This window comes from Rectinema subterraneum (assembly GCA_009768935.1).
Taxonomy (GTDB): Bacteria; Spirochaetota; Spirochaetia; order Treponematales; family Rectinemataceae; genus Rectinema; species Rectinema subterraneum.
The window spans coordinates 13702-39210 of sequence record WESA01000024.1 but is presented as its reverse complement, the minus strand read 5'-3'; the positions used below and the strand labels follow the sequence as shown (position 1 = coordinate 39210).

At 47.2% G+C, this 25509-nt stretch carries 22 protein-coding genes and 1 other RNA gene; 13 read left to right on the top strand and 10 right to left on the bottom strand.

Annotated elements, in window-relative coordinates:
- Positions 1-217 precede the first annotated feature (217 nt).
- The 13 genes from GAP13_RS07510 (at position 218) to GAP13_RS07450 (ending at position 15799) form a co-directional block, all read left to right on the top strand.
- Complete coding sequence (locus GAP13_RS07510; RefSeq protein WP_158907703.1) at positions 218-700, top strand: YkgJ family cysteine cluster protein; 483 nt, start codon at positions 218-220, stop codon at positions 698-700.
- On the top strand, positions 688-1716 hold the full coding sequence (mltG, locus tag GAP13_RS07505; protein ID WP_158907702.1) for an endolytic transglycosylase MltG: 1029 nt from the start codon (positions 688-690) through the stop codon (positions 1714-1716). The genes GAP13_RS07510 and mltG overlap by 13 nt, the downstream gene beginning before the upstream one ends.
- An 8-nt stretch (positions 1717-1724) precedes the next feature.
- Positions 1725-3512, top strand: coding sequence for a DNA primase (gene dnaG, locus GAP13_RS07500; RefSeq protein ID WP_158907701.1), 1788 nt, complete (start codon positions 1725-1727; stop codon positions 3510-3512).
- Positions 3505-5232, top strand: a complete 1728-nt coding sequence (rpoD, locus tag GAP13_RS07495; protein WP_158907700.1) for an RNA polymerase sigma factor RpoD — start codon at positions 3505-3507, stop codon at positions 5230-5232. The genes dnaG and rpoD overlap by 8 nt, the downstream gene beginning before the upstream one ends.
- Before the next feature lie 19 nt (positions 5233-5251).
- Entirely contained in the window at positions 5252-6169 is a 918-nt protein-coding gene (locus GAP13_RS07490; RefSeq protein ID WP_158907699.1) for a zinc ribbon domain-containing protein, read from the top strand.
- 7 nt (positions 6170-6176) lie between these two features.
- An RNA gene (rnpB, locus tag GAP13_RS07485) (RNase P RNA component class A) lies at positions 6177-6591 on the top strand.
- 18 nt (positions 6592-6609) lie between these two features.
- Positions 6610-7548 (top strand): tetratricopeptide repeat protein, encoded by a 939-nt coding sequence (locus GAP13_RS07480; protein WP_158907698.1) that lies wholly within the window; start codon positions 6610-6612, stop codon positions 7546-7548.
- Between the two features lie 33 nt (positions 7549-7581).
- The gene (locus GAP13_RS07475; RefSeq protein ID WP_158907707.1) at positions 7582-8601 is read left to right on the top strand and encodes a rod shape-determining protein; all 1020 of its coding nucleotides are present in this window, start codon (positions 7582-7584) and stop codon (positions 8599-8601) included.
- Between the two features lie 17 nt (positions 8602-8618).
- Positions 8619-9494 carry a rod shape-determining protein MreC gene (mreC, locus tag GAP13_RS07470; RefSeq protein ID WP_158907697.1) on the top strand — a complete coding sequence of 292 codons (876 nt, stop codon included), beginning with the start codon at positions 8619-8621 and terminating at the stop codon, positions 9492-9494.
- Positions 9491-10000 carry a rod shape-determining protein MreD gene (gene mreD / locus GAP13_RS07465; protein WP_158907696.1) on the top strand — a complete coding sequence of 170 codons (510 nt, stop codon included), beginning with the start codon at positions 9491-9493 and terminating at the stop codon, positions 9998-10000. Before mreC ends, mreD begins: the two co-directional genes overlap by 4 nt.
- Before the next feature lie 35 nt (positions 10001-10035).
- A complete protein-coding gene (mrdA, locus tag GAP13_RS07460) occupies positions 10036-11895 on the top strand; it encodes a penicillin-binding protein 2 (protein ID WP_158907695.1) in 1860 nt (619 codons plus the stop codon).
- Positions 11892-13211, top strand: coding sequence for a rod shape-determining protein RodA (gene rodA / locus GAP13_RS07455; RefSeq protein WP_158907694.1), 1320 nt, complete (start codon positions 11892-11894; stop codon positions 13209-13211). The genes mrdA and rodA overlap by 4 nt, the downstream gene beginning before the upstream one ends.
- Entirely contained in the window at positions 13208-15799 is a 2592-nt protein-coding gene (locus tag GAP13_RS07450) for a TIGR03960 family B12-binding radical SAM protein (protein WP_158907693.1), read from the top strand. The genes rodA and GAP13_RS07450 overlap by 4 nt, the downstream gene beginning before the upstream one ends.
- A 214-nt stretch (positions 15800-16013) precedes the next feature.
- Here the strand turns inward: GAP13_RS07450 and GAP13_RS07445 are convergent, their stop codons facing one another.
- Genes GAP13_RS07445 through recA form a run of 10 tightly spaced genes read right to left on the bottom strand, consistent with a single transcriptional unit; the run spans position 16014 to position 25443 of the window.
- Positions 16014-16775: a hypothetical protein gene (locus GAP13_RS07445; RefSeq protein ID WP_158907692.1), complete on the bottom strand. Its 762-nt coding sequence runs from the start codon at positions 16773-16775 to the stop codon at positions 16014-16016.
- Positions 16776-16799: 24 nt separating this feature from the next.
- A complete protein-coding gene (locus GAP13_RS07440; RefSeq protein WP_158907691.1) occupies positions 16800-17528 on the bottom strand; it encodes a tetratricopeptide repeat protein in 729 nt (242 codons plus the stop codon).
- Between the two features lie 3 nt (positions 17529-17531).
- Positions 17532-19046, bottom strand: a complete 1515-nt coding sequence (locus tag GAP13_RS07435) for a sigma-54-dependent Fis family transcriptional regulator (protein ID WP_158907706.1) — start codon at positions 19044-19046, stop codon at positions 17532-17534.
- 33 nt (positions 19047-19079) lie between these two features.
- Positions 19080-20807 carry a 30S ribosomal protein S1 gene (rpsA, locus tag GAP13_RS07430; protein ID WP_158907690.1) on the bottom strand — a complete coding sequence of 576 codons (1728 nt, stop codon included), beginning with the start codon at positions 20805-20807 and terminating at the stop codon, positions 19080-19082.
- Complete coding sequence (gene cmk / locus GAP13_RS13265; RefSeq protein WP_158907689.1) at positions 20794-21537, bottom strand: (d)CMP kinase; 744 nt, start codon at positions 21535-21537, stop codon at positions 20794-20796. Before cmk ends, rpsA begins: the two co-directional genes overlap by 14 nt.
- Entirely contained in the window at positions 21534-22292 is a 759-nt protein-coding gene (locus GAP13_RS07420) for a pseudouridine synthase (RefSeq protein ID WP_158907688.1), read from the bottom strand. The genes cmk and GAP13_RS07420 overlap by 4 nt, the downstream gene beginning before the upstream one ends.
- Entirely contained in the window at positions 22289-22846 is a 558-nt protein-coding gene (scpB, locus tag GAP13_RS07415; protein WP_158907687.1) for an SMC-Scp complex subunit ScpB, read from the bottom strand. The genes GAP13_RS07420 and scpB overlap by 4 nt, the downstream gene beginning before the upstream one ends.
- The gene (locus GAP13_RS07410) at positions 22830-23627 is read right to left on the bottom strand and encodes a segregation and condensation protein A (protein ID WP_186338832.1); all 798 of its coding nucleotides are present in this window, start codon (positions 23625-23627) and stop codon (positions 22830-22832) included. Before GAP13_RS07410 ends, scpB begins: the two co-directional genes overlap by 17 nt.
- Positions 23624-24136, bottom strand: a complete 513-nt coding sequence (folK, locus tag GAP13_RS07405) for a 2-amino-4-hydroxy-6-hydroxymethyldihydropteridine diphosphokinase (RefSeq protein WP_158907686.1) — start codon at positions 24134-24136, stop codon at positions 23624-23626. Before folK ends, GAP13_RS07410 begins: the two co-directional genes overlap by 4 nt.
- Positions 24137-24195: 59 nt before the next feature.
- Positions 24196-25443 (bottom strand): recombinase RecA, encoded by a 1248-nt coding sequence (gene recA / locus GAP13_RS07400; RefSeq protein WP_158907685.1) that lies wholly within the window; start codon positions 25441-25443, stop codon positions 24196-24198.
- Between the last annotated feature and the right edge of the window lie 66 nt (positions 25444-25509).

Here is a 25509-nt window from a genome sequence, read left to right as displayed (position 1 = left end):
TGACGAGAACGGAAGAGACGAACCCCGAAACGACAAAGTTGATTGAGCGTCTGGTCGAACGCGGTACCATGCGTGAGATAGCATGGGACTCGTTTCGATGATTGATAGACTATGTTTAAGTAGGTAGTATTCTGGAAACCGCCGTATACGGAACCGTACGTACGGTGGTGTGAGAGGTCGGGGGCCGTGAGGCCCCCTCCTACTCGATGGTGGTACTATGACTCCTGAATTCTTTTCGGTGTCCAGGCGCTTCGAATGTGCTCGCTGCAATGGCTGCTGCAGCGGTCAGCCAGGATATGTTTGGCTCTCGCAAAAAGATTTGAGCAATCTCAGCGAGTTCACAGGGTTATCGAAGCGCATGTTCGCGCTGACATATTGCAAGCCGGTAGATATCGGCCTGGCAACAACCTTGAGTCTCAAAGAAAAGCACAACCACGATTGCATTTTTCTCGAAAGTACCGGATGCAGTGTCTATCCTGCGCGGCCTGCGCAATGCCGCACCTATCCGTTTTGGGAACATATTCTCGAGAATGAGGAAAGCTGGGCCTCGGAAAGCAAGGAATGCCCCGGGATCGGGAAAGGCCCAACTGTTTCTGCAGAAACAATCATACATGCCATTTTGGAGCGGCGAGAAAATCCTCCGCTTTCGATCGTCGATGTTGCTGATCTTCTGGGGCTGGAAAAAGAATGGAACAAATGATGAAAATGCCCAATCTCAGGAAAATAATGCAATTTTCCCTGCTCTCCATCGGCCTGCTTGTCATGGCATTCAGCATTCTCATGGTAGTAGCGCCTTTCAGAAGAGCTCCTGCGGAAGTCAAAATCAAAAATGGCGCAACTCTCAGCTCCGTTTCCCGCGACCTGAGAGCGGCGAATGTCATACCATCCTCAAAGATTTTTGCTCTATACATGCGATTAGCAGGAGCAGAACGAGCGATAAAACCTGGAACATACAGATTTGAGCCCTCCTTACCCCCTTACGAAGTTGCACGCAAACTGATCCGGGGTGATACCATTGCACTGAAAGTCATGATTCCCGAAGGAAGAACCGCTCGTCAGATAGCGCAAATCCTTGAGAGCCAGAAAATAGTAGATGCTTCGGCCTTTCTCGCTGCGGTAAATGACCCTGTATTGACTGAAAAGCTCGGCATTCCTGCAAAAAGCAGCGAAGGGTATCTTTTCCCGGATACATATTTCTTAGAACCGGGCAGTGATGCGGAGCAGATTGTCGTGCAAATGGTGGCAAATTTTCGCGCTGCAATGAAAAAGATTGCAGGTGAAATGCAAGATACGCTGAACGCGCAAGCGTTGTATGAAAAAGTCATTCTCGCCAGCATGATCGAGCGCGAATACAGGGTGCCGGAAGATGCGCCGCTCATTGCTTCAGTTTTTGTGAACAGACTTTCGAAAAATATGCCGCTACAATCCTGTGCAACGGTTGTATATGTGCTCACCGAGCATCTAGGACGCCCACATCCTTCGATTGTGTACTATAATGATCTCAGAGTGAAAGATCCCTACAATACCTATCTCAATAGAGGTTTGCCTCCTGGTCCTATTTCGAACCCGGGGGAAGTATCGCTCAAGGCCGCATTATTTCCCTCAAAGACAGATTTTTTGTATTTTAGACTGGATGACTCATCTTCAGGAAAACATCGATTTTCCCGCACCCTTCAGGAACACAATGAAGCTGGGATCATTCCAAAAGGGCTCTAGGGCAAAGAATGGCTCGGATACCACCACAGACACGGCAGGAGATTCTCGATAAAACTGATTATCTTTCGATATATCAGGAGCATGTTCGTCTGCAGAGAAAAGGTGCATCCTATTGGGGCCTTTGCCCCTTCCATTCCGAAAAAACGCCTTCTTTCTCTGTAAGTGCCGATACTGGTCTTTTTTATTGTTTCGGCTGCCACAAGGGCGGGTCGGTGATCCAATTTTTGATGGATATCGATAAGCTCAGCTATACCGAAGCGATGGAAGAGCTTGCGCAGCGCGCAGGCGTAACGGTTCATTTCGAGGAATCAGAAAAAGCTGGTGAAGCTGAAAGAGAACGGCAAGCTCTTCTTGAGCTGTACGACAGGCTCTCCAGGACATTTCACTGGTTTCTCATGCAGCATCCTTCCGGGCACCGAGCTCTGGAAATATTGCAAAAGCGCGGCATTCCAGATGATTTGATCGAGCGATTCAGTCTCGGATATGCGCCTGCAAGCAGATCATGGCTTTTCTCGTTTTTGAAAGCAAAAGGATATTCCGATAATTTCCTTAAGCGAAGCGGGTTATTTTCCAGAAATGATGTTGCTTGGCCTTTATTTGCAGATCGAATCATGTTTCCAATCAGCGATGCCAAGGGCAGGATTATCGCTTTCGGAGGGCGTGCAATGGACCAGGATGGTCCGAAGTACATCAACAGCCCGGAGACCGCATTATTCAGAAAGCAGGATACATTATTCGCTTTCGCACAAGCGCTGGAATCTATAAAAAAAACGGATGAAGCAATCGTATGCGAAGGATATATGGATGTGCTGTCTTTTCATGCTGCAGGGCTGACCAATGCTGTTGCGCCGCTTGGTACTGCTTTTACAAGTTATCAGGCGATGGCCCTGCGCCGGAAAGCTTCGAAAGTAGTTTTGTGCTTTGACACCGATGAAGCTGGATTGCGCGCAGCTGAACGAGCATGTTCGATAGCGACAGCAGTAGGTCTTGAAACCTCGGTATTATTGCTTGAAGGCGGCAAAGATGCTTCCGAGATCCTGGAAAGACAGGGGGCTGGGGAGTTGACGAGAATGGCTAAAAATACTATAAACTCTGGACTTTTTCTGCTCACACGTGCCAGCCAGCTCTTCGATATCTCGACAATGGAGGGAAAAGCAAAAGCAGTCGCATTTTTATTCCCGTTTCTTGATGCCATGGATTCTGATGTAAGGCGGCAAGAGTATATGAAAGAGATTGCAAGAACTCTCGGCGTGAGCGCGCATGCGGTAGAGATGGATTATGCTAAAGCCAAAGCTTCAGGATCATATCATCAGAGAGATTCAGCGAATCCATCTGTGCCAATGGGAAGCTCCGGTTCGGCAAGGACAGCGGATCTTGTTTTTATTGCTGCAGTAATCTTGTCGAACAATCCGTTTCTGCCGTCTGTCTTGCAGTTAGATAGCGAAGACATAGAAGATGCTAGGGCAAAAGATCTTATTGCGGCGCTCAAGGAAGCCGAAAAAGAAGGCATTCGCGACATCGAGGGGATTTTGTCATTCTGCCCTGATGATGCGGCTGTTCGCTTTGTGCATGAAATCGACGCGTCCGGAGAGCTGAGCGAAGGGCTGGAAAAAATAATTGAGGATGGGCTTGCCCGCAAGCGGAAAAAGGCTCTGGAAAAGGAAAGGAGCCGGCTTGTTGCTTCCCTGCAGGCGAAATGTGCAGATGAAGATCGTATGCAGGAAAAAAGCATATTAGAAAAGATTATGCGAATAGACGAAGAACTCAAAAAAACGGGAGGAGATCTCGATGAGTGATTTGGAACTCGATCCCGCAATTCTGAAATTACTTGAGTACGCAAAAGAAAAGAAAACAATCAGCTTCGACGAATTGTCCGATATGCTTCCGGAGCAAATTTTGAATTCCGACAAAATGGAAGCGATTATCAATCTTCTCGTAAGCAGCAATGTAAAAATTGAAGAAGAGGTTCAGATCGAAGAAGAGCCTCTTCCCAAAATCGTCGCGATCCCTTCGAAAAACAAAATGGTAGCGAATGACAAGGAAATCGCGAGCGATGATCCTGTGCGCCTCTATCTGCGAGATATCGGACGGGAAAATCTTCTCACCGCCGAGCAGGAAGTCGAGCTGTCCCGGACCATGGAGCAGGGCGAGAATATAATTAAAAATACATTGCGTAAGTCCGGAATGTTGATCCCAGAATTTTACCAGATCATCGTAAAGGCCACTCGCAAAGAGCCAAAAGACCTTTCGCTCCAGAAGAAAGAGAATACAGAAAAGATTGCTGAGCGAAGACGGCTCAATCAATTCTACAAGGATCTGATTGACTCATGCGCCGCAGATCTCAAAGCGTATATCGACCTTAAAAAATGGGTTATAGCAAAAGGCGGCGATGTTTTCGAAGATGCTCAGTTGAAGGAAATCCGCGAGCGATTGTATCCGATTATAAATGAAGCTGATATACATCCAGAGGAGATCACCGCATTTTCGGAGAAGTTCATTGCTGCAGCAAAGAAAATAATCCGAAACAGGAAAGAGCAGGATCGCATTGAAGGAATCCTTCAGGTTTCCTCAGCAAAAGATTTGCGCGCCCTGGGAAGAAACCTGACCATCAAGGAAAAAAGAGAGGAAATCGAGCAACGGCTTGGTCTTAGTGCAGAAGAAATAAAAGACAGAATACGCCAGCTGCAGGTAAACGAAAAGAAACTCAAGGATATCGAGAACAACTTTGAAACGCCGATCGACAGAATCATTTCGATGGCACGCGAAGTGAATCGCGGCCGGAAAATGATGAAGAGCGCCAAGGACAAGCTTATCAAAGCAAACTTGAGACTTGTCGTTTCCATTGCAAAAAAATACACGAACCGCGGGATGCAGTTTTTCGATCTTGTGCAGGAAGGCAATATCGGTCTCATAAAAGCTGTCGAAAAATTTGAATATCGAAAAGGCTATAAATTCTCGACCTATGCCACATGGTGGATACGGCAAGCAATCACGCGATCCATCTCCGATCAGGCCCGAACAATTCGCGTTCCTGTCCACATGATTGAACAGATCAATAAGGTGGTCAGGGAATCCAGACAGCTCATGCAGAAGCTTGGACGCGAGCCAACCGATGAAGAAGTAGCCGAGCAGCTTGGCTGGGAAATCGATCGCGTAAAAGCTGTTAAAAATGTAGCCCGGGAACCGGTATCCCTCGATACGCCCATCGGAGAAGATGAGGATTCCTTGCTGCAGGATTTTATCGAAGACAAGGAAGTCGAGAATCCTGCTGTCCGAACCGATTACAACCTTTTGCAGGAACAGCTTCGCATGGTTTTGGCGACGCTTCCCAAGCGAGAGCAGGAAGTATTGCGGATGCGATTCGGTCTGGATGAGGGGTATTCATTGACATTGGAAGAGGTTGGCCTGTATTTTAATGTCACCCGCGAGCGCATTCGGCAAATAGAAGCAAAAGCGCTCAAAAAATTGCGACAGTTCAAACGGAGCCAGAAGCTCCGGGATTATATAGATCATTAATCGAGGTGCAAACATGCCCATGAGAATGGATGAAGTTTTCGAGACTCTTCGGAAGTACCAGGAATTGCTCAGCCAGCGCGTCGAACTGGAAAGCCAGCTGGAGGCTATGCCGAAAACAATCGATATCCAGAATCAGATGCTCTCCAGGGAAAGGAAGTCCTGGGCGGAAGCAAAAGAGCAATACGAAATTTCGGAGTCCAACCTGCGAGAGCTTCGGCAGGAGCTGGAAGAAGCAGAAATGAAACGCGAGAATGCCGAAAAGCAGATGGATGGCATTACTACCCAGCGCGAATACGATGCCGTGAACAAGGAAATCAGGGAAGCTTCCGAAAAAGAACAGGAATTGCGGCGCAGAATCCAGGAAGAAGAGCGCCGTTTTGCCGAGATAGACGACCGCTTGCACCGCATTGAAATTTCCGTTTCAACGCTTGAAGCTGAAATTGCGCAGAAACGTACGGAAATCGAGGCAAAAACCAAAATTGTGCTCGATGAAGCGGAAAAGATCAAAAGCGAGGAAACTTCCTTGACAAGCGAGCTTGATGAAGACCTTAAATTCAAGTTCGAACGCATCATTCGCAGCAAATCCGGCATGGGAATTGTTCCGATTCATGGGGTGGTTTGCACTGGGTGCCATATGATTCTGCCGGCGAATTTTGTAAATGAAGTACGCCAGGCAGACAAAATCGTATTTTGCCCCTATTGTTCGCGCATTCTGTATTTCGAAGAGGCAGAAACAGATGAGTCGATCGAAGAAATTCTCGCGGGTTCGCTTGTGGATTTGAATGACGAAGAAGCCGAAGAATCCGATGAATCTGAATCGAACGATGAATCCGAAGAAACCGTGAGCAAGGCGAAACGTCCGTCTTCTCGCAAGAAGAAAAACCAGAGCGAACCATTGATCGATAATGATTTCATTATCGACAATATGGATGAATAAAAAATATTAGGCGGGCCGGGTTGCCGCAGGCCAAAATCCTGAGGAAAGTCCGGGCTCGGAAGGGCTCGATGCCGGATAACGTCCGGGCCAGTAAGGATGAAGCTTTCTGCTTTTAGCAGAGGCCCAAGTTCTTTCTGGACAGAGAGTGCCACAGAAAACATACCGCCGCGCAAGCGGTAAGGGTGAAAAGGCGAGGTAAGAGCTCACCGCATTTTCAGCAATGGAAGTGGCATGGCAAACCTCATCGCGAGCAAGGTCAAACAGCGATGGACTGCCCGTCCATGCCGCCCTAGTGCGGCTAAAATCGCGGGTGGACCGCTTGAGCACATCAGCAATGGTGTGTCGAGAGAGATGGTAACCGTGCGATTGGCGCGATGAACGCCTTTTGCATACAGAACCCGGCTTACAGGCCCGCCTTTTTTTGATATACTAATTCTGCAATGTTCAATGCATTTTTCCGCAAGATTAGCACACGCCGATTCAGGCGCCCTCTATGGATAGCCGCTATAGTGTTTGTGCTGATCGGCTGCATATCGACGGGGCTTTTTTTTATTCTCAAGAACAGCGACGCTAAAGGGGTCATTTCGCACAGGGAAATCGCCAAGCTATGGAATGAAGGAAATATCGAAAAGACAATCGCTGAATCCCGGAAAGCGACAGAAGCTTTTCCATTCGATGAATATTATCTCAGCATGAGAGGGATCAGCGCATATTATTCTGCCCTCGATGCTCAAGATGAAGAAACGAGGCAGCAGCTTCTTGAAGAATCCGTCATTTCGCTCAGAAAAGCCCTGGTGATCGGAGTGCCATCAGGGATGAAAGCGCAAATTTTCTATGTCCTGGCCAAAGCCTACTACCAGAAAGGCGAGCCTTGGTTTGATCTTGCTGAACGTTATTTTTTGCTTGCCCGCAATAGTGGCAGCAAAGAGAAGGATCTGCCGCAGTATCTTGCAGTAGTCTATGCAGGCAAGAAAGACTACGAGCATGCGATCGAATGGTTCGAGCTTTCTCTGAAAGGCGATACATCGGATATACTCACTCTGTCTGCAGCAATAAGCTACAAAAATATCGGCAAGAATGACAAGGCGCGAGAACTACTTGCCAGTCTTGAAACGCATGCGACGGATGCAAAAATCCGCCTGAAAGCAAAACTGCTTCTTGCCCAGGACAGCTATGAATCGGGAGATTTTTCTACAGCACTGCAGAGATATGAAGAAATACTGAAAGAGGATCCACTCAATGCTGATGCATGGTATGGGCTGGGCTTGGTATATGCAAAAAAGAACGATCAGCTCGGCGCAAGAGCGGCATTCAGAAAAGTGGTGCAAATAGATCCAAATCACGCTGATGCAAGAAAACGCTTGGCTGAGAAACTCTAAGGGGAAGGAGAAGAGAAAGTGGGTATTCTGGATATGTTCAGCCCTGATATCGGCATTGATCTCGGGACATGCAATACGCTTATTTATGTCAAAGGCAAGGGCATCGTGCTGAATGAACCCTCTGTAGTGGCGGTGGAAAGAGGAACGAATCGGATTGTCGCGGTTGGCACAGAAGCAAAGAACATGCTTTCCAGGACGCCGACCGATATCATCGCAAAACGGCCACTCAGGGATGGAGTCATCGCAGACCCGGATACAACCGAAAAAATGATCAAATATTTCATTCAGAGAGTGTTCCCCAAGAATCTCTTTTTCAAACCGAGGGTTGTCGTTGGCGTGCCGACATGCATAACCAAAGTTGAAGAAAATGCCGTGATCGATTCAACGTACAAAGCCGGCGCCCGCCAGGTCAAAGTAATTGCGGAATCGCTCGCCGCAGCAATTGGGGCTGGCATTCCGATCACAGAGCCAGCGGGTCATATGATCTGTGATATCGGCGGCGGCACTACCGAAATATCGGTAATTTCGCTCAAAGGGATGGTTGTGACGAGCGCTATCCGCATTGGAGGCGACGAATTCGATGATGCGATTATCAAACATATACGGAACATACATAATCTGATAATAGGAGACCAGACAGCTGAAAGGCTCAAAATTGAAATCGGCAATGCGAGCCCAGAGCGAACCATTGAAAAAATGGAGATAAAAGGTACCGATGCTATCACAGGGTTGCCAAGGAGATTCGAGGTAGATTCCGTAGAAATCCGCGAAGCACTTATGGATTCGGTCAACATCATCGTGGAAGAGATCAAGAAGACGCTTGGCAAGACACCTCCTGAGCTGGCTGCCGATATTGTCGAGCGGGGCATTGTACTTTCAGGAGGAGGGGCGCTTCTGAAAGGCTTGCCGAAGCTCATTGCAAAAGAAACAGGCGTTCCAGTGATCCTTGCTGAAAAACCGATGGAATGCGTTGCGATCGGAGCAGGCAAATATTTCGAAATAATGCAGAGGAATATCGGAAGCAGCAGCGTATACGAAAGCCTCAACTTGTGAAGTTGGGCGGGTGCTGAATGAAGAATAACGGTTTTCATCGCCCCTCACGAACCGTACATCGAAAAGCTGCGCTATTCATTTTGCTTTCTCTGTCAATCCTGTTCGTGTCAACCAGCACAGTATTTCGCGTTCCCGACCTGTTTCATGGATATGTCATTGGAAATATCCAGAAAGCTTTTGCAGCTGTCAGTTCTTTTGTATCCCGAACGGTTGGTGCGGTTTCGGAGCTTCGTAATATAAAAAAAGATTACGAAGCGCTGCTCGCAAAGATGCAGGAATATGAGCTGAAAGAGCGCGAATTCACGAGTTTGATTGAAGAGAACAAGAGACTCAAGGATTTGTTGGGCCTTACAAGTTTTCCCGATGCAAAAAAAATTGCAGCGCATATCATTGCAAGAGACCCGGGCAACACCTATTCTTCATTCGTAATAGACAAGGGCTATAACGAGGGAATTCGGAAATATATGCCGGTGATTGCCTTCCAGGATGGTGTCGAAGGGCTGGTGGGCAAAATAATCGACGTCAAAGCTTCGACAAGCACGCTGCAACCTCTGTATGATCAGCGGTTTTTTGCAGCAGCCAGGCTTGCCAAGACAAGAGCGGAAGGTCTTGCGAACGGGCGCGGATTCAGAGATGCCCCCATGACATTGCTCTACATACCCAAAACCGAAATGGACACACTAAAGCAAGGCGATATCGTAGTGACCAGCGGTCTGGATCAGGTATTTCCGCAGGACATCATCATAGGCAGGGTAGGGTCGTATCAGCTCAATGAGTTTTCTAGTTCGCTTGTCATAGAAGTGCAGCCGGCAATCGACCTGAGCAGAGTCGAATATGTGTTTGCGATAGAGAATCAAGGGGCTTTGACTCCCTATGCCGGAGGAAAGCAATGAGAAGCCTTTTCATTTCGCTCAGCGCATCGATTCTCATGCTCTTTATTCAATCTACTTGGCTATCTCATGGCATTGTTTTCGGGATCATTCCGGATCTCGCGATGTCGATTGTGCTGTTTTCGTCATTCATCAACAAGGATGGGCAAGGCATTATCGTCGCTTTCATAGCGGGTTTGATTGCAGACATGCTGAGCGCAGCACCTCTTGGATACTATGCATTCCTGTATGTGAGCTGTGCATATCTCGCAACTCTTTTGAGCTATGTTGCCGAGAAAGACATATTTATCATTCCATTTCTGCTGGGCACGGGCGCTGCGATAGCGCGAGGCATTCTGACAAGGTTTGTTTCATGGATTTTTGCTGCGAATATCAATACCTATCAGATATTCAGCGCTGAATTCGGAATCGAATTGCTCGCTGACGGCTTTTTTACAGTGCTTGTATTTTTCATTCTCACATTTTTCCAGCCATTGCTTGAAAACAGCCCAAGGAAAGCACTTCCATGAGCTGGCTGTATCTGCAGTGAGAGAGGTTTTACCTGATGGCGGTTCTGAAAAAGAAAATAACCAACCGAATCCGCATTTTGCGTGCGCTTGTTGTAGTTCTCCTCGCGATATACGCATTAAACCTTTTCTCAATGCAGATTCTGCGCAAGCAGCTGTTTACCAGCGAAGCTGAGCGGATTTCCCTTCAATCGACAAGAATCCCTGCCCCAAGAGGCGAAATCTATGACCGGACAGGGAGAGTGGTTCTTGCTGGGAATATAGAAGCATATTCTGTTTACATCACCCCTTCGGAATTGCCTGCCACCAAAAGAGAATCGGTTATTCTGCTGCTTTCAAAACTTCTCAATATTTCTGCTGAAGATATCGAATCCAAACTGCCCACAGGAAGATTGACTTCGTATGGCCGAGTGGCGGTTGCCAAGAACGCCAGCCTGTCGGCAATAAGCGAAATTGCTGCGCACATCGATGAGTTCCCGGGCGTTTCGTGGACTTCTCAGCCGCTGAGAGACTATGCGGATTTGCGTTCGCTTTCGAATACGATTGGGTATGTAGGCAGCATTACGAGAGATGAATATAAGCTTTTTTACAATAAGGGATATACTCTGGAAGACCTTACCGGAAAAGCAGGCATAGAATTGATATATGAAGACCTGCTCAAAGGAAAGGATGGGTGGATTGCAAAGGCTGTCGATGTGCACGGGAAAGATATCTCTCGGAATAAGGCACGAATAGAGGCTCCAGAGCCAGGCAAGCGTCTCATTTTGAGCATTGACAGCAATATTCAGAAAATTGCGGAAGATGCGCTCGGAAAAAGGCAGGGCTCGGTCGTTGTGCTCAAGCCTGCAACCGGCGAAATATTGGCCATGGCGACGTATCCATATTACGATTCCCGAGTATTCATGTCGGACAATGCTGGACAAGAATACCTCAAGCTCCTGAACGATCCGCAGAAGCCGATGCTGAACAGGGCATATCAATCTTCCTATCCTCCGGCATCGACATTCAAAACCGTACTCTCAACAGCGATTCTCGAAGAAGGCTTCATATCTCCGGACAAGACGATATACTGCTCTGGCGAGATAAACTACGGAGGCCGTTCATGGAGTTGCTGGATAAAGAAACCTGGTCACGGCGCGGTCGATCTCAAGAATGCGCTCGCCCAATCCTGCGATATCTACTACTGGACTGTCGGCAGAGATTATATAGGAGTTGAAAATATTGTGAGCTATGCCCAGGATTATGGATATGGCAAGCTTACCGGTATTGACCTGCCGGGAGAAAATCCGGGGCTCTTGCCTACTCCCACATGGAAAGAAGAAAAATACAACGATTCATGGACCCCTGGAGATACCATGAATCTTTCGATAGGACAAGGATATATGCTTGCGTCGCCTTTGCAGGTTGCCAACATGATGGCAATGATCGTGAATGGCGGCGTTATTTACAAGCCGCATGTATTGAAAGAAATCCGCGACCCTGGCACAGGTGCTCTTATAAATGAAGTACAGCCTGAAGTTCTGCAAAAATCTTCCATTTCCGAAAAGACATTCGAAACAATGCGCTCTTTACTTCGGGGTGTCATCGTGTATGGTACGGCACGTGCGCCGATATCGACGAAAGCAGTGCAAATTGCCGGCAAGACAGGAACTGGCGAGATTGGCCTTAAAGACAGATGGCATTCATGGTTTGCTTCGTTCGGACCATATGATGCGCCAGCAAAAGATCAAATTGTCGTGGTCACAATGATCGAAGCGTCGAATCCTTGGGAATGGTGGGGCCCGTATGCAGCAAATGTAATTTATCAGGCAATCTATGCAGGGCAGGATGCAAAGACAGCAGCAGCGACCGTAGGCGTAAAGCTGGATGGAATTGCAGTCGGCGGGAGAAGAGAATGAATCTGCAGAGTCTCAGAAGATTATTCGGCAATATCGACTACTACCTGCTCATAGCGACAATTCTTCTTTGCGCGATAGGGATTGCAGCCATTTATTCATCCGGTGTCGATGCGGAAGGAAGGCTTGTCTCGAATGAATATGTAAAGCAGCTGGTTTGGTTTGTCATCGGATTTTTTCTTCTTGCTGGTGCAGCACTTTTCGATTTTTCGAGGTTCAAGGATACTTCGTGGATTTTTTTTGCCATAGCAATTGCTCTTCTTGTTCTCACACGGGTTGCCGGAAGAGTAGTGAATGGCGCACGAGCATGGATTGGCATAGGGGGTTTTGGCATTCAGCCAGCTGAATTTGCTAAAATCGCCACAGTGCTAATGCTGGGGCGCTACCTTGATTCAGCTGAGTACGATTCGAGTTTCAAAAAGCTTGTTATGACTGGCCTTATTTTGAGTTTGCCACTCATGCTTATTCTTATCCAGCCTGATTTTGGCTCCGCCCTCGTGTTCTTCCCCGCAGCTCTCATCATGCTGACCCTTGCAGATGTCGATTTCAGATACATTTTATTCGGGGTAATTTCGATCCTTGGGATTTTCCTTTTTTTAAGCTTGCCTCTGTATGCGGCAAATCATTATAGCCAGGATAATATCCTGAATGTCATAATCGCAAAGACGGATATTCTCGTGCTTATTTTTGTGATCATTCTCTTTATAGCAGTGATAGCCGGCGTCGGATGGCTCAAATTCAAAAAGCGCTACTATTATTGGCTTTCCTATGCTTTTGCCATTCTTGCGTTTTCAATTGCTGGTGCTTTTGCAGCACATAAACTCTTAAAACCGTACCAGATCGAGCGGTTGCTGGTTTTTATCGATCCCAGCATAGATCCCAGAGGATCCGGTTGGAATATTCTGCAAAGCATCACTGCTATCGGGTCTGGCGGATTTTGGGGAAAAGGGTATCTGCAAGGGTCGCATAGCCATGCAAGGTATATTCCTCAGCAAAGTACTGATTTTATTTTTTCTATAATTGCTGAAGAATTCGGGTTTTTTGGCTGCCTTGTTCTGTTTGCGCTGTATGCGATTATTTTCATTCGATGCTTTGTACTGATCGAAACATCGAAGGATCGTTTTTCGCAGTACATAGTCGGCGGAATCCTCGGCATATTCGCTTTTCACTTTATGATCAATGTTGGAATGGCCATGGGGATCATGCCAGTGACGGGAATACCGCTCTACTTTATTTCATATGGAGGTTCTGCCATGTGGTCTTCCCTCATTTCGATAGGCATCCTTACTGGAATTTCAGCTCGCAGGTATTCAGCATGAGGAAATCGTTTATTGATCCTTTGAGAGACTTTGGAGACGCTCTTTTCCATATCCAAAAGCCGGCTCGATATGTTGGAGGAGAATGTGATGCTGTTCCGGCAATAGATCAAGATGATCAGCGCTTGAGAATAGCGATATGCTTCCCCGACCTCTATGAAATAGGAATGTCGAATAATGCCATCAGAATTCTCTACTCCATGTTGAATGAGAAGCGCAGCAGCTTGATCTGCGAGCGGGTGTTTGCGCCTGCCCCGGATTTTGAAAATCTCTTGAGAGAGAAAAATATTCCCTTGTATACGCTTGAAAGCGGTATCCCCCTTTCTGAATGTGACATACTGGCTTTCTCGATTGGCTATGAGCTGCTTGCGACGAATGTTTTGACAGTGATGGAGAGGGGAGGAGTGCCGATCGAATCAATTGAACGCAGTGATAAAGACCCAATCGTGCTCGCGGGTGGTCCTGCGGTGACAAATCCTTTGCCATTTGAAAGATTTTTCGACGCCGTCTGGATTGGAGAAGCCGAAGCCGGATTTGTTGAGCTTATGGATCAGGTTGCGGAATTGAAAAAAAGTGGTGCACAGCGAACCGACATCTTGCGACATATTTCACGGCATCCTTCGGTTTGGATGTCCTCAGCCAGCTGCAAGGCCCTCGGAATCGAAAAGAAAAAACGCGTTGTTAGGGCTATTTATCCAGATTTTCCCAAGACAGCATATCAGCCAAGTTTTCCATATCCTGTTTTGAATCCTGTCCATTCGCATGGCACGGTGGAAATAATGAGGGGATGTCCGAATGGCTGCCGATTCTGTCATGCGGGCTATTATTATAGACCCCAGCGATCGAAATACCCCGGAATAATTCAGAAAGAAGTAGAAGATCTCGTTATGCAGAAAGGATATAGAGAAATTACCCTTTCTTCCCTTTCTTCTGGCGATTATCCGGGCATTGTGGAGCTTTTCGAAACGCTCAACAGCAAATGGTCTGCGAAAAAGATATCTTTTCAGCTACCGAGCCTCAAAGTAGACAGCTTTACTCTTCCTTTGCTTGAAAAGATTTCCGAGGTAAGGAAGTCGGGATTGACTTTTGCTGTTGAAACGCCGCTTGACGAGTGGCAGTGCAGCATCAACAAGCGCGTTCCGCTGGAAAAAATTGAGCTGATTCTGCGCGAAGCCAAAGCCAAAGGCTTCAGGTCCGCGAAATTTTACTTTATGATCGGCTTGCCGGTAAGCGGAAGGGGAATGAACGAAGCGGAAGCAATTGTTGAATATATAAAGAAAATTGCTGCTGTTGAAAGGATTGCGATTCATGTGAATGTAGGAACTTTTATTCCTAAAGCTCATACTCCATATGAGCGCGAGGAACAATTATCAGAAGAAGAAGCGCTTGAATGCATCAACTATATCCGCAGGAATTTTCGCTACATGCGAAACATTGATGTTACCTATCATCCTCCATTTCTTTCGGTCCTAGAAGGAATTATTTCGCGCGGAGACGAAGCCGTCGGCGATCTCATTATAGATGCTTATCGGTCCGGGGCCAGGCTCGATGCATGGGAAGAATTTATGAACCGCGATGTATGGCGAGCAGCTCTCAAGAAGTTCAATGAAACAAGAGGGGAGGGCGCATGGCAGGCCTATTTGCATAAAAGAAGCCTTCGAGAAGAGCTGCCATGGCATACGATATCCCTGAAGGTGTCGCAACAATGGCTGAAGCATGAAAAAGAAAAAGCAGAAAATGGAATTATTACTGCAGCATGTAATGAAATATGCACTAATCCCTGTGGTATATGTGATAAATACATTAATATAGTATCTAATAGTATACTTGTTGAACCAATCTTCGATAATATTGAGTTTGTTGGAAGCTCAAATAAAAAAATCCGGAAGATAGATTTTGAGTGGGCGAAAGCAAAAGAAGATAATCGAATAAGAATGAAGCTCGTTTTCACCTGGTCGAAGCGTGATCTTGCTGTTCTTTATCCCATGCATGAAGTTGCAAATGCTTTTTCGAGGGCTTTTCAAATACTCGGAATTCCAATGCAATATACTGAAGGCTTCAATCCGCAGCCAAAGCTCGAACTGTCGCCGCCTTTGCCATTGGGCGTCGAATCCGAAAGAGATATCCTCGGAGTATTTATTTCCGTAGATAAAGATGCACAACAAAGGCTGTTCAGAGAAATATCCGAATCGAGCCTTGCAGTACTGCAAAGCATAAACGAGAATCTTCCGAAGGGCCTCGCTGTTGATTCAATCAGATTGGCTCAAGGCAAACATACAATTGGATCATTGTTTTCCGCAGCAGAATGGAAATATGCTTTTATAGACCAGGAAAGCTATAGTATTGCTTGTGCTGCGCTGTGCAGCAATTCGGCAGATTTTATTTCTTGGAAAAGCTTTGATGATAGCAGAGAATTATTTGTGCTGGAAAATTTCGAGCCTGCTTCTGGAAAAATAAAGAATTTTTACAAGACCCTGAAAACTTTTTCGGAATCCTCAAAAGGAAAAGAAATCAAATTCAGAGCATGCAGAACAAAATGCTTTGCAAAAGATGAAGCAGGGAACTTGCTTCCACTGGAAGAGGCGCTGTAAGAAAAACCACTGACAGAAGGTAACGCGCTAATAGTTGTTGACTGATGGTGTTTGCTGATGATGTTTTAAAAGGTAACTTATAGGTAGACAGAATATACATTATGCGAACTATAAAGCATGAGCTTTCTTTCATGCTGCGCTAGCCATAATAAAACAACGCAGCAGCCTGAACTTCTTATTTCTTCCCTATTAATCCCCCAATACAATTAAAAAATCAAGAATTAGGTGTATATTCAACCGGAGCATCAATAATTACAGGCTCACTATAGAGCGCATTCCCTAAAGAAGCTTCTGATATGCCATATGAAACGGCAAAGAAAACAATATATACAGTTTTGGGCGAATCAGATCCAGTATAATCTTGATCTTTAGAATTATAATAAGCACTTACAAAAAAATCAGCAGAAGTATTATTCGCCAAATTTCTGACAACAGAATCAACAATAATATCGGTTCCAGAAGTAATTGACCAGGATTTATTAATTTCCATATTCAAATCGAATTCCAAGTATGTATTGTTCGTGGTGTTCGAAACAACAATAAGAGGTCTATGTGGATCAATCAGATAATCAAATCTATGAAGCAAAGGATAATAATTATAAGTGCTGCTGGTCGCGATAGACATAAAATATGATGGATCATATGAAGATAAAGATTGAAGCAGAGATAAACTGTTCAGAGCTGCATCATTAGTGTCAAATACATGATAGTAAATTTCATATCCTTTGAACAATGCTGCCACATAAGAATCATCGATATTCGACGGATTAGGCAAAAGTCTCAAAATACCAGTTTCAGACGTGAAATCAATAGGGTGATAAAGATATTCCGCAGAAGGCGTTCCACATGAAAACATTAAAAAAGAAGAAATTGCAGCACTTGCAAATAGCAGGGCACGAAAAATATATGATTTCCTTTTAGCCCCGGCAGCCACAATTCGAGGATTATCAAAGAAATACTTCTTGCGCCCTCTCATAGCGACCGCCTAATTTGAAGCACCCTACTCCGCCAGCCCCTTCGCTTTCAGGTAAATGATTCTGTTCTTTGCAAGGAGTGCCCAATCCGAGCCTCCGAATGCCGACACAAGCTGGTTATAAGAGGCCATTGCGGCCTTGTAATCGGATTTTTCTTCCTGCAGCCTGCCTAGATTGAACAGCGCATGCGGAGCGACCGGATTGTCTTTCAGATAATCCTTTGCAAGCTGTGTATAATGCGCGATTGCTGCGTCTTTATTGCCGGCCTCTTCTGCCGAAACCGCAGCGAGTTCGAGCGCGATCGGCGCTGCATACGAATTCTTGTTTCTTGCAAGCGCATCGAGCGCGGTCTTTTCAGCATCGGCATATTCTTTTTTTTGGTTCAAAATCGCAGCTTTTCTGAGCAGTGCACGCTGCGCAGCGATAGTGTGCGGCCATTTCTTTGCAATAGTATCCAGATCGACCAAAAGCGCTTTTTCGCTATCGGCTTTCTTTTGCTCATCGGTTTCCTGTGACCATTGCTGCAGTTTCTGCTCAGCAAGTTCCATTGCCCTGCTCGATGCTGTCGCGACATTTTCCGAGACCGCGGTATAGATGCCTACGGCTGCAATCGCAACAACGATTCCAATTGCAATACCTATAAAGAGGATTCTATTGGCGCTGATAAAATCGGCCAGCTTGTCTGAAAAAGCCTTTTTCTCGTTTTTATTGAGGACATTCATATCCTTCCGGGGCTGCTTTTCCTGTTGATTCACACCTTACTCCTTGTTTTGCAGAATATTGAGCTCTTTTATCAATCGTGACAAGTAGGTCCGCTGAATTTGAAGATGCCGTGCGGTTTCTGTCTGATTCCAGCGGTTCTGTTCCAGAGAGGCTTGTATATAGTGGCGTTTGAACAAAATAATCGCTTCTTTGAGATCTTTGCCTTCGAATTGCTTGTACGATGGTTCGGCTTTATTTCCAATCATAAGATCATCGGCGGTAATGAGATTGCCCTTTGCGATCAGCACTGCCCTTTCGATAGCATTTTCAAGCTCTCGAATATTACCAGGCCAGCTGTACCCCATCATGCATTGCACTGCTGAATCCGAAAAATGCATGATTCCGCGATTTGTTTCCCTCGCATATTTCAACAAAAAATGCTCTGCGAGAGGTGGGATATCATCCAGGCGTTCCCTTAACGGCGGAATATGAATAGGGAGCACGTTGAGCCGATAGTACAAGTCGCTGCGAAATTCCTGATTCTGAACAAGTTTTTCAATATCTCTGTTTGTCGCTGCGATAATGCGCACATCGACCTTTATGGTTTCGCTCGAACCGACTCGCTCGAAGGTTTTTTGCTGAATGACCCGCAACAGCTTTGCTTGAAGCCTGAGCGGCAATTCCGCGATTTCATCCAGAAATATTGTGCCGCCATCGGCAGCTTCGAAGCGCCCTGCCCTATTGCTTATGGCATCAGTAAATGCGCCTTTTACATGGCCAAAAAGCTCGCTTTCGAGCAGATTTTCCGGAAGCGCAGCGCAGTTGACGCGCACAAAAGGCTTTTCCGCACGGCGTGAAAGCAGATGAAGCTGTTCGGCGATCAGTTCTTTTCCGACTCCGCTTTCACCCAGGATGAGCACCGATGCATCGCTGGGAGCGACACGTTTGACGAGATCGAGGCGTTCCTGCATGACTTTAGATGAAAAAACGAGCGGATGCCAGCCCTGCTCTTCCTGAACTTTCTGCTGAAGGTATGTCAGCTCATGTTCAGTGCGCTCAAACTGCTTCGCGTTTTCGAACGCAATTCCGGCCTGCACTGCAAATATCTCTACCCATTCGAGATCATCAGCCATAAAGAGGCCATGGGATGTCTTGTTGATAAGTTCTATGACGCCTTCAGTCTTGTCTTTGACCTTCAGCGGCACTGCGAGGATGGAATTGGTGCTGTATGCGATTTCTTTCGAAATTGTTGGCGAAAATCGCTGGTCGTGGGCAGCATCGTTCACGATAATGGATTTGCTGTTCTGATACACCCAACCAGCAATTCCTTCTGTTGCAGGGATCGATTTGCCTTGAAGCTCGAGCCCTCGCGGACCGAGGGCGATTTCAAATCTGAGCGTTTCCGTAGCAGCATCGAAAAGGGCGAGGCTTGCCGCTTCTGCGCCTACAAGCCTCGCTGCTGATTCAACAATAGCCTTCAGCAACGAGCGGAAATTCGTGTAACTGGAATTGAGCCGCGCATTGATATCGATCAGCGTGCGGAACTTGTCCGGATCGATCGCTGAAACCATCGCTGTCATGTCATGTTGACTGAGCCATTTGGATCAGTCGTTTTCTTTATCCTTTGCTTTGAGAAGGTCACCAAGCGTATAGCCCGCCTCGCCTTCGTCCTCCTGGATAAATCGCGAAATCTCTTCGCGCTGTTGCTTTTGAATCAAATCCTTGACGGAGAGGCCAAGCTTCTGCCGGTCGGGGTTGAGATCGATTACGACAGCCTTTACCTGCATGCCTGGCTGGTACTTCTTGAGTGCGTCGTCGTAGGATTCGCTCCGGTCAGAAACGAGATCCTGTTTCTTGATCAGCCCTTCGATTTCTCCGGGGACCTTCACGAAAACACCGAAGTCGGTGACAGACGATACAGTCCCTTCGACAATCGCGCCGAATTTATAGGTCTTGGCAAACGAGCGCCATGGATCTTCGCTGAGCTGCTTAACGCCAAGCCGGACATTTCTGTCTTCCGCATTGCTTTCTAGAACAATGACTTCGATCTCGTCGCCTTCATGGAGTACCGAAGAGGGATTCTTGATCTTTTGCGTCCAGGAATAATCATCGATATGCAAGAATCCGTCGATTCCTTCTTCGAGCTCGACAAACGCGCCGGCATTCGTCACTTTGACGATTTTTCTTTTAAGCCTGGTGCCAGCGGGATACCGTTCATCGATTGTATCCCATGGATTGGGCTGAACCTGCTTGAGACCGAGAGAAACCTTGCCGGCAGGAATATCATAGCCAAGGATCATGCAATCGACGATATCGCCCGCTTTCAGCATGTCTTCCGGCTTTCGGACTTTTTTCACCCACGAGAACTCGGAAATATGAGCAAGCCCTTCGATTCCTTCTTCGATTTCAATAAAGGCGCCGTAATCAGTCAGCTTAGTAACTTTGCCCTTGACTACATCGCCGACATGGTATTTTTCTTCGAAGCTGTTCCACGGGTCCGGTGTAAAATGCTTGAGCGAAAGATTAATGCGCTTTTCTTCCGGGTCCAGGCGAATCACTTTGAGCTCGATTTCCTGCCCCTTGCGAACAAAATCCTTCGGGCGGGTAACATGGCCCCAACTCATATCGTTGATATGCAGAAGCCCATCAAAACCGCCAAGATCGATAAAAGCGCCAAAGCTGGTAAAGCTTTTGACGATACCTTTTACCGTGTCACCAATCTGCGTGTTCTGGAAGAAAGAAGCACGGTGCTGCTCGATTTCTTCTTCCATGAGCTTGCGCCTGTTGAGGATGATATTGATCTTTTTGTCCGAATAAAGTCTTTCGAGATAGAATTTTGCTTGTGTACCAACCAGCTCGGAACCCTTTTCTAGTCGCTGGATGTCAGCCTTGCTCAATGGGAGAAAGCCAGTGAGGCCATGCCCAAGGTTGACTTCAAAGCCGCCTTTTACTTCTTTTGTGATGGTGCCTTCGACAGGCAGATGATCCTTGAAGGCATTCGCGATCGATTTCCAGAAGAGCTTCTCGTCCGCTTTTTTCTTCGAAATGACAATGTCTCCCGAATGGGTTTCTTTGCGGATGAGAATTACTTTGACAATGTCCCCTGCTTTCGGGGGATTGTCGCCGAATTCTTCCAGGCTCAATTTGCCTTCTGATTTGTAGCCAACATCGATGAATACTGTATCGCCAGCAACCTGAACGACTTTTCCATCGATGAGATCGCCCTCCTCCAGCCCCTCGAGTGATTTGAGGTACTGCTCCTGCAATTGTGTCTGGATATCGTCCCGGGAGGGTTCAGTGACGTCCATTTCCACTTCCTTATTTTCTGCCATGTGCTTTCCTTGCCGAAATAATCTTGTTGTATACTTTCTCATAAACTTGCTGTATGGTCAAGTCTGAGGTGTCCAAATATTCCGCATCTTTGGCGATTTTGAGCGCACCGACTGATTTTTGTGTATCGATCTGGTCGCGCATTTCGATATTTTTGCGAATTTCTTCAATGGCGGGGGCGGATTGAGGGGCCGGGATAGTCTGAGCGATCATGTCCCTGGGGGCCTGCTGGCTGTCAGGCTGAGAAAAAGCATGTGAGCGAGCCTCCTGCCGTTCACGGAAACGCCGTTCCGCCCGCACTTGAGAGGAAGCATCCAGATAGAATTTGACTTCTGCATCGGGGAAGACGACAGTTGTAATGTCGCGGCCCTCGCTGATGACATCTTTGCCTTCTGAGATGGCGCGAATTATTGCATTAACTTCTACCCGAATCGAAGGAATTGCAGAAACCTGCGCGACAATTGCGTCGACCTGCGGAGTGCGCAGTTCTGCCAGAAGCCGCTCTCCGTCGACAAGAACTGATCCATCGGGCTTATAGTCAAAGCGATGCTGTCGCATGAGAGCGGTCAACGCCTGTCCATCCTGCCAGGATACTCCTTCGCGCAAGGCTAAATATGCCACCGCACGATAGAGGTTCCCGGAATTTATGTAAAGAAAACCAAGATTGTCAGCAATCATCCGGGCAATAGTCGATTTGCCGCATCCTGCGGGACCATCGATAGCTACTTTCATTTTCGGGGCCCCTTGTTGCTTGGTCGGGAAGACATATATGCTTTCAAAGCATAGATTTCTTGCTCCGTCAGGTCTCTCCATTGGCCAGGACTCAGCTCACCTATTGAAAGAGGTCCGATGCGAATGCGTTCAAGGATTTTCGCGCGCAATCCGAAATGCTCCAGGACTCTGCGAATTTCCCGGTTTTTCCCTTCGATAAGCACAATGTGCGCTTTATCCGGCGCGACGACACGAACAGCGTGCGCTCTGTACCTGACTCCTTCCAGAATAATGCCACGCATAAAACTTGCGGCAAAGCCTGGAGGAATGGGCTGGTCTGTCTGCACAAAATATTCTTTGTCGATTTCGCTTGATGGATGCATCAATTGTGCTGCGAAATTGCCGTCATTGGTAAAGAGCAGTAAACCGCTCGACCACTGGTCGAGCCGCCCTATGTTGTAAAGGCGATCCGGAATGCTTGGAGCGATAAGGTCGATTGCGCAAGGGCGGCCTTGTGGGTCTTTTATTGAAGAAAGGTACCCCTTGGGCTTATTCAGAAGAATGTAGCGGAATCTTTTTTGTGATAGGACTGGAATTGGCTGGCCATTGACACGAATGTCTTCGGTTCCGTACACCTTTTGGCCAATGCTTGCTGGCTGCCCATCCACTTCTACCCTGCCCTGCTTGATCAATTCTTCGCAGGCACGCCGGGAAGCAATGCCAGCAGCGGCCAGAAATGCATGCAGGCGAATTGGTTTTGCTTGCAAATCGCTCATCCTTCGGGAGTCTCCGGTTTTGAAAATCGCGCGTTTTCGATTTCATCAAGTTTAGGCAAATCTGCGATTGAGTTCAGTTTGAAGTATTTGAGGAAGTCCTGGGTCGTACCATACTGCATGGGCTTGCCTGGCGCATCACGCTTGCCTATTTCAGCAATGAGGTTTCGCGAAAGAAGAAGCCGGATCATGCCATCGACATTGACGCCTCTGATCGCTTCTATTTCAGCACGGGTAATGGGCTGGGAATATGCGATGATGGCGAGCGTCTCCATCGCTGCGCGCGACAGTTTCATTTCGTTCTTTTTGCCATAATGGTCTTTGAGCTGTTCCCAAAGCGAGAGCTTTGGCGCGAGAATCCACCCTCCCGCGCTCTGGGTAGGCGCGAAGCCATGAACGGGGAGCTCATACTCGGCGCAGAGCCTCTGGAGAGCAAGGGAAATCTGTTCATCGGTCAAGCCGGAAATTTTTGCAAGCCTTTCTTCAGAAACTGGCTCGTTTTCAAGAAAAAGAATAGCCCCGACGAGTGCCGCCTCGGCATCAAGCTGTTCGTTCATGAGGTGCCTCCGGAGAAGAATATGGAATTATAAGTATGTCGCCAAATAAGCGATGTTGTCGTATGCTGATTATTCTGTTCTTGGTCGAGTCGAGCACAGCGAGAAAGGCACATGCCAGGTCGAGAGCTGAAGAATGCCGGGAAATCAAATCATCAAAGCGGAAATTTCCTTTTTTGTCCAAAAGCTCATGTATCAAGGCTATTTTTTCGTTGATGCTGACTTCTTCGTAGAGGTCGATTATTCGTTCGGAATCAAAATGGCGAATCATTGATGCAAATGTCCGCAGCAGGTCCCATGAATCGGCAGGTATCCAGGGTTCATCATCAGGATTGTCTGCAAATGGAAGTGTTCGCTGGGATGAGGATCGCTCGACAAACCACTCGACTTCCATCTCACGCTGTTCCATCAACTCAGAAAGCTTTTTATACCGGTGGTATTCGATAAGCTGATCGATGAGCATTCTGCGCGGATCGTCTATTTCATCAAGCTCGTCCTGGGAGTTTGGCAGAAGCATGCGCGATTTTATATAGAGAAGCGTTGCGGCCATTTGGTAGAAATCGGATAGTTCATCAAGACTTGCTGAAGGATCGCTATTCAGGCATTGCAGGAATTGCTCAGTTATGCTCGAAATATGGATATCGTAAATATTCATCTCATTTTTCTTGATGAGATAGAGCAAGAGATCCAGAGGACCCTCGAAATCGCTGAGATGAAAGGTGCGACCTGTCGAGGAAACGGAAATCGGCTCGCCATTGGCATCATTATCGAAATCTTGCATCATTCTGGGTACGGCTCATCATACTGAGACTCACTTGCCGGGTAAATACCTTGTGGAGGAAGAGATGCAGCAAGCATTTTGAGCGGCACACCCAAAACCGGGTGAATAAGCGATGGATCGATTTCCAGCAAAGGGAGTAGCGCGAATTTCCGCTCTGCCAAGCCGGGATGCGGAATGATCAAATCTGGCTCTGTGATTATCTTTCCCCCATACAGAAGAATATCTATATCGAGTGTGCGCGGGCCTTTTTTAATCTCCCGGCTTCGATTCCTGCCATAGCATGCTTCGATGTCATGTATGCTATCAAGCAGCTGGCGCGGATTCAGTTCAGTCATTCCGCAAACTACCATATTGTAAAAATCTTCCTGCTCTTCATAATATCGCGCTCGGGAGCGCCACAGGCCTGATACATGCATATCAGAGAGCATTTTTGAAAGATCTTGCACTGCCAACTCAAGAATTTGCGCTGAATCGCCCATGTTCGAACCAAGGCCGAGCCACACCTTTTCCATACGAAAAAATCCTTTGCCTTCTATGGCTTGCGCAAGGCTTGCCCAAGAAAAAGGCTTTTTCAGAACAAATCTTCAGCCCTTATCCGCCCGGTGTCGCTGGCTGTATCTGCCGAGGGCAATTCATCAGCTGAGACAGCAATGAAGGCTTCGCTGCTGGCCCCTTGATCAGGATTGGCATTGCTGGCTTTTTCAGGGTGGAACAGAATTTCCCTTACCTGGGACTCGATTTTCTTGGCTTCTTCGGTGAACTGCTCCAGATATGCCTTGGCATTCTCTCTGCCCTGCCCTATTTTTTCTGCGCCCCATGTATACCAGGCGCCTTTTTTCTCTATGACATTGCATTTGACCGCGGCATCGAGGAGCGATGCGCTCCAGGAAATCCCTTTGCCAAAAATGATTTCGAGTTCTGCCTTGCGGAAAGGCGGAGCAACTTTATTTTTGACCACTTTGACGCGAACTTTATTTCCGATCGCTTCCTCATCCTGGCCTCTCTCGATCGTTTCGATTTTTCTTACTTCAAGCCGCACCGAAGCATAGAATTTTAATGCGTTGCCGCCTGTCGTTGTCTCCGGATTGCCGAACATGACGCCGATTTTCATTCGTATCTGGTTTATAAAAATGAGAATTGTCTTGCTTTTTGAAAGGGTTCCGGCGAGCTTGCGCAATGCCTGGCTCATGAGTCTGGCCTGAAGCCCAACATGGGCATCCCCCATCTCTCCTTCAATTTCAGCTTGCGGGGTGAGCGCAGCGACCGAATCAATGACAATAATATCCACCGCTCCCGAACGAATGAGCGATTCAGTGATATCGAGCGCCTGCTCGCCATTATCTGGTTGCGAGATATAGAGTTCATTGATGTCGACACCGAGATTGCGCGCGTATACAGGATCAAGCGCGTGCTCGGCATCGATAAAGGCTGCGATTCCGCCTTTTTTTTGCGCTTCGGCTATCGCATGCAAAGCGAGCGTTGTTTTGCCTGATGATTCGGGGCCATAGATTTCGATTATGCGGCCTCTCGGATAGCCGCCGATGCCCAGCGCCTCATCGAGTAAAATGGATCCGGAAGAAACGACTTCGATGCCCTGTGCGATAACATGCGCTCCCAGTTTCATGAGGGAGCCCTGGCCGAATTGTTTTTCAATCTGGAGCTTTGCAGCTTCCAGAGCTTTCAGTTTTTGATCTCTCTCGCGCTGGATTTCAGGATCGATGCCGCTATCCTGCTTTGATGCTGCATTGCTTTCTTGGCTGAACTTGGCTTCTCGTTCGCTCACTGTCTCTTCCGCTGCGCGGATTTGTCTTTTTGCCATCGCTGATATCCCTCCATCCTAATAGACGCACAAATTGTATCACATGATTGAATTTTCTGCACCCTT

Coding starts and splice junctions, on each gene's coding strand:
- GAP13_RS07510 (WP_158907703.1), top strand. CDS start 218: ATGACTCCTGAATTCTTTTCGGTGTCCAGGCGCTTCGAATGTGCTCGC.
- mltG (WP_158907702.1), top strand. CDS start 688: ATGGAACAAATGATGAAAATGCCCAATCTCAGGAAAATAATGCAATTT.
- dnaG (WP_158907701.1), top strand. CDS start 1,725: ATGGCTCGGATACCACCACAGACACGGCAGGAGATTCTCGATAAAACT.
- rpoD (WP_158907700.1), top strand. CDS start 3,505: ATGAGTGATTTGGAACTCGATCCCGCAATTCTGAAATTACTTGAGTAC.
- GAP13_RS07490 (WP_158907699.1), top strand. CDS start 5,252: ATGAGAATGGATGAAGTTTTCGAGACTCTTCGGAAGTACCAGGAATTG.
- GAP13_RS07480 (WP_158907698.1), top strand. CDS start 6,610: ATGTTCAATGCATTTTTCCGCAAGATTAGCACACGCCGATTCAGGCGC.
- GAP13_RS07475 (WP_158907707.1), top strand. CDS start 7,582: ATGTTCAGCCCTGATATCGGCATTGATCTCGGGACATGCAATACGCTT.
- mreC (WP_158907697.1), top strand. CDS start 8,619: ATGAAGAATAACGGTTTTCATCGCCCCTCACGAACCGTACATCGAAAA.
- mreD (WP_158907696.1), top strand. CDS start 9,491: ATGAGAAGCCTTTTCATTTCGCTCAGCGCATCGATTCTCATGCTCTTT.
- mrdA (WP_158907695.1), top strand. CDS start 10,036: ATGGCGGTTCTGAAAAAGAAAATAACCAACCGAATCCGCATTTTGCGT.
- rodA (WP_158907694.1), top strand. CDS start 11,892: ATGAATCTGCAGAGTCTCAGAAGATTATTCGGCAATATCGACTACTAC.
- GAP13_RS07450 (WP_158907693.1), top strand. CDS start 13,208: ATGAGGAAATCGTTTATTGATCCTTTGAGAGACTTTGGAGACGCTCTT.
- GAP13_RS07445 (WP_158907692.1), bottom strand. CDS start 16,775: ATGAGAGGGCGCAAGAAGTATTTCTTTGATAATCCTCGAATTGTGGCT.
- GAP13_RS07435 (WP_158907706.1), bottom strand. CDS start 19,046: ATGGTTTCAGCGATCGATCCGGACAAGTTCCGCACGCTGATCGATATC.
- rpsA (WP_158907690.1), bottom strand. CDS start 20,807: ATGGCAGAAAATAAGGAAGTGGAAATGGACGTCACTGAACCCTCCCGG.
- cmk (WP_158907689.1), bottom strand. CDS start 21,537: ATGAAAGTAGCTATCGATGGTCCCGCAGGATGCGGCAAATCGACTATT.
- GAP13_RS07420 (WP_158907688.1), bottom strand. CDS start 22,292: ATGAGCGATTTGCAAGCAAAACCAATTCGCCTGCATGCATTTCTGGCC.
- scpB (WP_158907687.1), bottom strand. CDS start 22,846: ATGAACGAACAGCTTGATGCCGAGGCGGCACTCGTCGGGGCTATTCTT.
- GAP13_RS07410 (WP_186338832.1), bottom strand. CDS start 23,627: ATGATGCAAGATTTCGATAATGATGCCAATGGCGAGCCGATTTCCGTT.
- folK (WP_158907686.1), bottom strand. CDS start 24,136: ATGGAAAAGGTGTGGCTCGGCCTTGGTTCGAACATGGGCGATTCAGCG.
- recA (WP_158907685.1), bottom strand. CDS start 25,443: ATGGCAAAAAGACAAATCCGCGCAGCGGAAGAGACAGTGAGCGAACGA.